Annotated in this window: 7 protein-coding genes and 1 pseudogene; 5 read left to right on the forward strand and 3 right to left on the reverse strand. The window is 51.7% G+C overall.

The window, feature by feature from the left end; genetic code table 11:
- The 5 genes and pseudogenes from FDW87_RS13865 to FDW87_RS22630 form a co-directional block, all read left to right on the forward strand.
- Positions 1-682, forward strand: a 682-nt coding sequence (locus FDW87_RS13865) for a Dam family site-specific DNA-(adenine-N6)-methyltransferase (RefSeq protein ID WP_252363176.1), incomplete at its 5' end; no start/stop codon positions are given.
- Between the two features lie 17 nt (positions 683-699).
- Positions 700-1,377 (forward strand): ribulose-phosphate 3-epimerase, encoded by a 678-nt coding sequence (gene rpe, locus FDW87_RS13870; protein ID WP_003023561.1) that lies wholly within the window; start codon positions 700-702, stop codon positions 1,375-1,377.
- The gene (gph, locus tag FDW87_RS13875) at positions 1,370-2,128 is read left to right on the forward strand and encodes a phosphoglycolate phosphatase (RefSeq protein ID WP_016157629.1); all 759 of its coding nucleotides are present in this window, start codon (positions 1,370-1,372) and stop codon (positions 2,126-2,128) included. Before rpe ends, gph begins: the two co-directional genes overlap by 8 nt.
- The gene (gene trpS / locus FDW87_RS13880) at positions 2,121-3,125 is read left to right on the forward strand and encodes a tryptophan--tRNA ligase (protein ID WP_016154784.1); all 1,005 of its coding nucleotides are present in this window, start codon (positions 2,121-2,123) and stop codon (positions 3,123-3,125) included. The genes gph and trpS overlap by 8 nt, the downstream gene beginning before the upstream one ends.
- Before the next feature lie 158 nt (positions 3,126-3,283).
- Positions 3,284-3,361 (forward strand): annotated as a pseudogene (locus FDW87_RS22630) (hypothetical protein); the annotation flags it as partial.
- A gap of 77 nt (positions 3,362-3,438) precedes the next feature.
- Here FDW87_RS22630 and FDW87_RS13890 read toward each other — a convergent pair.
- From FDW87_RS13890 to nirC, 3 genes are all read right to left on the reverse strand, one after another.
- Positions 3,439-3,609, reverse strand: a complete 171-nt coding sequence (locus FDW87_RS13890) for a YhfL family protein (RefSeq protein ID WP_016154783.1) — start codon at positions 3,607-3,609, stop codon at positions 3,439-3,441.
- A gap of 307 nt (positions 3,610-3,916) precedes the next feature.
- Positions 3,917-5,290 carry a siroheme synthase CysG gene (gene cysG / locus FDW87_RS13895; protein ID WP_016157628.1) on the reverse strand — a complete coding sequence of 458 codons (1,374 nt, stop codon included), beginning with the start codon at positions 5,288-5,290 and terminating at the stop codon, positions 3,917-3,919.
- A gap of 11 nt (positions 5,291-5,301) precedes the next feature.
- Entirely contained in the window at positions 5,302-6,111 is an 810-nt protein-coding gene (nirC, locus tag FDW87_RS13900) for a nitrite transporter NirC (RefSeq protein WP_016157627.1), read from the reverse strand.
- Between the last annotated feature and the right edge of the window lie 161 nt (positions 6,112-6,272).

Below are 6,272 nucleotides of genomic sequence, written 5' to 3' on the forward strand. Positions count from 1 at the left end.
TGCCGATATCAACAGCGACCTTATCAGTCTCTATAACATCGTGAAGACACGTACCGATGAGTATGTGCAGGCTTCGCGTGAGCTGTTTATGCCTGAAACTAATCAGGCTGAGGTGTACTATCGGTTCAGAGAAGAATTTAATGCCAGTCAGGATCCGTTCCGCCGTGCAGTGCTGTTCTTGTATCTGAACCGCTTTGGTTACAACGGATTGTGCCGTTATAACCTGCGCGGCGAGTTTAATGTACCGTTTGGTCGTTATAAAAAACCTTACTTCCCGGAAGCCGAGTTGTACCATTTTGCTGAAAAAGCGCAGAATGCGGAGTTCCATTGTCTCTCCTATGAAGAGTGCATGGACCGTGCGGATAGCAACTCTGTGGTCTATTGTGACCCGCCTTATGCACCGCTTTCGGCGACGGCAAATTTCACCGCGTATCATACCAACAGCTTTAGCCCAAAAGAGCAGGCGCATCTGGCCGAGATGGCAGAAAAACTGGTCAGTAAGCAGATCCCGGTGTTAATTTCGAACCATGACACGCCCGATACCCGCGAATGGTACCGATCGGCGAAACATTTTCAGGTCAAAGTGCGGCGCAGCATTAGCAGCAATGGCGGCACGCGTAAAAAGGTGAACGAACTGCTGGCACTGTATAAACCAGGAGTTGTAACGCCTGCGAAGAAATAATTCTCAAGGAGAAGCGGATGAAACAGTATTTGATCGCCCCCTCAATTCTGTCGGCTGATTTTGCCCGCCTGGGTGAGGACACCGCGAGAGCGCTGACTGCCGGTGCCGATGTCGTACACTTCGATGTCATGGACAATCACTACGTACCGAACCTGACCATCGGCCCGATGGTACTGAAATCGCTGCGTAAATATGGCATTACTGCCCCGATTGACGTTCATCTGATGGTGAAACCGGTCGATCGTATTGTCCCGGACTTCGCCGCCGCCGGCGCGAGCATCATTACTTTTCACCCGGAAGCCTCCGAGCACGTCGATCGCACTTTACAGCTGATCAAAGAGCATGGCTGTAAAGCGGGCCTGGTGTTTAACCCGGCAACACCGCTGAGCTATCTGGACTACGTCATGGATAAGCTCGATGTGATCCTGCTGATGTCCGTTAACCCAGGCTTTGGCGGGCAGTCCTTTATCCCACAAACGCTGGATAAGCTGCGCGAAGTGCGTCGTCGTATTGATGAATCTGGCTACGATATCCGCCTCGAAGTGGACGGCGGCGTCAAGGTGAACAACATTGGTGAAATCGCGGCGGCGGGTGCAGATATGTTTGTCGCAGGCTCTGCTATTTTCGACCAACCAGACTACAAAAAAGTCATTGATGAAATGCGCAATGAACTGGCGAAGGTAAGTCATGGATAAGTTTCAGGATATTCGGGGCGTTGCATTTGACCTCGACGGTACGCTGGTCGACAGCGCGCCGGGATTAACCGCAGCGGTGGATATGGCGCTGTATGCGCTGGAACTGCCGATTGCCGGTGAAGAACGCGTTATCACCTGGATTGGCAACGGTGCAGATGTACTGATGGAGCGCGCGCTGGCGTGGTCGCGTCAGGAGCGCGCCACACTACGTAAGACAATGGGTAAACTGCCCGTTGATGATGATATCCCCGCTGAAGAACAGGTGCGTATTTTGCGTAAGCTGTTCGACAGATACTACGGCGATGTCGCAGAAGAGGGGACATTCCTGTTCCCTGATGTTGCCGACACGCTGGGCGCGATGCATGCGAAAGGATTGCCGCTGGGTCTGGTGACCAACAAACCGACCCCGTTTGTCGCGCCATTGCTTGAGGCGTTAGATATCGCCAAATACTTTAGCGTGGTCATCGGTGGTGACGACGTGCAGAATAAAAAACCGCATCCGGATCCGCTACTGCTGGTAGCAAGCAAGCTTGGCATCAAGCCTGAGCAATTGCTCTTCGTAGGGGATTCACGTAATGATATTCAGGCGGCAAAAGCTGCTGGCTGTCCGTCCGTTGGTCTGACTTATGGCTACAACTACGGCGAGTCGATCGCGCTGAGTCAACCCGACGTTATTTACGACCGTATTAATGAACTACTGCCCGTTCTCGGGCTTCCGCATAGCGAAAATCAGGAATCAAAAAATGACTAAGCCCATCGTTTTTAGTGGCGCACAGCCCTCAGGTGAATTGACCATTGGCAACTATATGGGTGCGCTGCGTCAGTGGGTGAGCATGCAGGATGACTACCATTGCATCTACTGCATCGTTGACCAACATGCCATCACCGTTCGTCAGGATGCTCAGCAGCTGCGTAAAGCAACGCTCGATACGCTGGCGCTGTATCTGGCATGCGGTATCGATCCTGAAAAAAGCACCATTTTCGTCCAGTCTCATGTACCGGAACACGCGCAGTTAGGTTGGGCGCTGAACTGCTACACCTATTTCGGCGAGCTGAGCCGTATGACCCAGTTCAAAGATAAATCCGCACGCTATGCGGAGAACATCAACGCCGGTCTGTTTGATTATCCGGTGCTGATGGCGGCAGACATCCTGCTGTATCAGACCAACCAGGTACCGGTTGGCGAAGATCAGAAACAGCATCTGGAACTAAGCCGCGATATCGCCCAGCGCTTCAACGCCCTGTATGGCGACATCTTCAAAGTGCCTGAGCCGTTCATTCCTAAATCCGGTGCGCGCGTGATGTCGCTACTGGAGCCGACGAAGAAAATGTCCAAGTCGGATGACAACCGCAACAATGTGATCGGCCTGCTGGAAGATCCGAAATCCGTGGTTAAGAAAATCAAACGTGCGATGACCGATTCCGAAGAGCCGCCTGTTGTACGCTACGACGTGCAGAATAAAGCGGGTGTTTCCAACCTGCTGGATATCCTCTCTGCCGTTACCGGCCAGAGCATTCCGGAGCTGGAACAGCACTTTGAAGGCAAGATGTATGGTCATCTGAAAGGTGAAGTCGCAGAGGCCGTTTCCGGCATGCTGACCGAGCTTCAGGAGCGTTATCACCGTTTCCGTAACGATGAAGCTTTCCTGCAGCAGGTGATGAAAGATGGCGCGGAAAAAGCCAGCGCACGCGCGTCTGTTACGCTGAAAGCGGTTTACGAAGCGATTGGTTTTGTCGCCAAGCCGTAATGCGCTCTGCGTTGCTGAAGAAACCGGGTTCTACCCGGTTTTTTTTCGCCTGTTCGCTAGTGAATCTCAAAAAATATGAAGCGCCTCGCCGTTTGCATATTTCCTTATATCAATCACTTTAATGAAGATATAAATATTCAATTTACTGAAGATATAAAATGCGTCGGATATTTATCAAGAGAGAGGAGGGACTGACAACCCTGGCCCGCTACCTGCTCGGCGAGAAGTGCGGTAACGTGTGAATGAGCATTTAACCTATAAATATAAAAACCGGGGATTTCCCGGTTTTTTTGTATCTGCGCAATCGCTTCTGTTACAGATCTGCAGCCGGGCCACAGCCACCAATAATTTTAGAAATAGAAATTGCCGGATGCAGGAAGTAATCGTAGGTGCAGTTATCTTTTTTGTTATCGACATGACCAGTACACGCGGTCAGCGTAGCCAGAACACCAGCAACGATAGTGATTTTTGCAAATTTCAGCATGTTAAAATCCTTGTAAGATATCTATTTTTAAATGGATGAAATCCATTTCTCGGCGGTTAAGATATCAACTAAAATAAACTTAAAGTAGTCCGGATTAGGACATAACAAGTTTTATATAAAATATGCTTTCAATGAATTTAAATGTTTTAAAGATATATTTAATTAATGATTAACGGTTGGGCTACTGAGGCGAGTATATAGCGTATATCGGTTATTTATTTCTATCGGAAGATAAATAAATGCCCTGAATACGAACTGTCCAACTTTATGGGGGCAGTCCAATATCAGGGCATTTTTCAGCATTCAATTAATGGTTCGAAAACCAGTTCAGCTTATCGCGTAGTCCAACCACGCGGCCGACGATAATCAGCGCCGGGCTTTCAACCTGCTGCGCCAGTTCGCCGAGTTGCGAAAGCACCCCGTTAACAACGCGTTGCTTCACGGAGGTACCGTTTTCTACCAGCGCGACAGACATATCGGGTTGCATGCCAAATTCGATCAGTTTTTCCTGGATAGTAGCCGCCTGATTGAGGCCCATGTAGAACACCAGCGTCTGTTTCTCTGCCGCCAGATTTTCCCAGTCCAGCTCGCCGCCGGTTTTCAGGTGCCCGGTGACCAGACGTACACTCTGGGCGTAATCTCGATGGGTCAGTGGAATGCCGGAATAGGCGGAACAACCGGATGCTGCGGTAATACCTGGCACAACGGAGAATGGAATACCGGCATGACACAGGGTTTCCAGCTCTTCGCCACCACGGCCAAAGATGAACGGGTCGCCACCTTTCAGGCGCACGACGCGTTTGCCCTGTTGCGCTTCACGCAGCAGGATCTGGTTAATTTCTTCCTGCGGTACACAGTGGTAGCCCGCGCGTTTACCGACGAACACCCGGTCGGCATCGCGGCGTACAAGGTTCATGATGTCGTCGGATACCAGACGGTCATAAACCACGACATCCGCTTGCTGGATCTGCTGTAGACCTTTCAGCGTCAGCAGCCCGGCATCGCCAGGACCGGCGCCAACCAGCACTACTTCGCCTCGATGGTCCAACGGTTCACTGAGCAACTGCTCGGTGGTTTCCTCGACGGCTTTCTGGTCACTGTTCGCCAGCGACTGCGCCAGGCGGTCATTCACGAACAATTTTTCCCAGAAGCGGCGACGTTCACCCATGCTGGCAAACTGTTCTTTCACTCGGGCGCGTAACTTGCCTGCATATTGCGCGACCTGGCCCAGATGCTGAGGCAGCACAGATTCAAGTCTTTCACGTAGCAGACGGGCAAGCACCGGCGATGTACCGCCGGAGGAGACCGCCACCATCAGCGGCGAGCGGTCGATAATGGAGGGCATGATAAAACTGGCTGCTTTTGGCGCATCGACCACGTTGCAGAAAATACGACGTGATTCTGCGGCGGTGCTGACGCTTTGGTTGACGGCATCGTCATCGGTGGCGGCAATAGCCAGCCAGCAGGTGTCGAGCAGGGACTCGTCGAACGGTCCCTCAACCAGCGTCAGCATGCCTTCATCTGCCCATACGGTGAACTGCGGAATAAACGCCAGCGCATTAACCGTTATACGGGCGCCCGCTTCCAGCAGTAACCGCGCTTTGCGTTCTGCGACATCACCACCGCCGACGATCAAGCAGTCGCGGTCACGTAGTTGACAAAATATAGGCAAATGATCCACGACATTACCCCTTAATTATTGGCAGTAGCCTCTGGCTGGTTGATTTTTGCCGGAGCAGGACGCTCCGATTTTGGCGTAGCATACCAATAACCCAATCCCATGAATACGACACCGGACAAAGTATTACCGAGTGTCACCCACAACAGGTTATGACCAATTCCTGACAGGGTATAGGCTTCGCTGTGGTGGCCGAACCAGGAGAGGGCAAACAGCGTCATGTTGGCAACCGAGTGCTCGTAACCGGAAGCGATAAACGCCAGTAGACACCACCAGATAGCGAGGAATTTTGCTGCGCCCTCGGTACGAATTGCCATCCAGATTGCCAGACAAACCAACCAGTTACACAGCGCGCCTTTAAAGAACAGGACCGTTGCTGGCGCGGTCGTTTTCGCCAACGCCACCGAATGGACGATGCTGGTATCGACCGGCAGCAGGCTACCGCCGCCCCAACTGTAAAGCAGAGCGACAAACACGGATCCGACCAGGTTACCCAGCCAGGTTTTTGGCAGGATTGCCCACATCTGACCGTGACTGATGGTGCCCGCTTTAACGCCAAGCGTCAGGAACATCGTGTGTCCGGTGAACAGTTCAGAACCGGCGATAATAACCAGCGTTAAGGCAATACCAAAGGTTGCACCCATTACCAGAGGACGTACGGACGGGTCGAGCAGATTACCGAGGGTGAAAATAAGAATGATGCCGAGACCCACATAGGCTCCTGCCATTGCCGAACTGATCCAGAATCCGAGCGGGTTATTAGCCGAGAGGCGTGCGATGCGCGCAGCGTTAGCCGCACACTTATTAATAGTGTCTGTGAACATGTGTTGATTATCCTTGAAGTACAAACAATAAAAAGAAATCGTAACCGTAGGCCGGATGGCGCTACGCTTATCAGGCCTACAAATAAAAGACCTACAAATACGTCAAAAAAGGGGAGGCGTTGCGCCTCCCAAAAATTTATTAACCGCGCAGTTGCACCGTG

It is taken from the genome of Citrobacter sp. wls826, from assembly GCF_005281245.1.
In the GTDB taxonomy this organism is placed as follows: domain Bacteria; phylum Pseudomonadota; class Gammaproteobacteria; order Enterobacterales; family Enterobacteriaceae; genus Citrobacter; species Citrobacter braakii.

Bases quoted from the DNA above. Each gene is read 5' to 3' on its own strand.
- rpe (WP_003023561.1), top strand. From the start codon at position 700: ATGAAACAGTATTTGATCGCCCCCTCAATTCTGTCGGCTGATTTTGCC.
- gph (WP_016157629.1), top strand. From the start codon at position 1,370: ATGGATAAGTTTCAGGATATTCGGGGCGTTGCATTTGACCTCGACGGT.
- trpS (WP_016154784.1), top strand. From the start codon at position 2,121: ATGACTAAGCCCATCGTTTTTAGTGGCGCACAGCCCTCAGGTGAATTG.
- FDW87_RS13890 (WP_016154783.1), bottom strand. From the start codon at position 3,609: ATGCTGAAATTTGCAAAAATCACTATCGTTGCTGGTGTTCTGGCTACG.
- nirC (WP_016157627.1), bottom strand. From the start codon at position 6,111: ATGTTCACAGACACTATTAATAAGTGTGCGGCTAACGCTGCGCGCATC.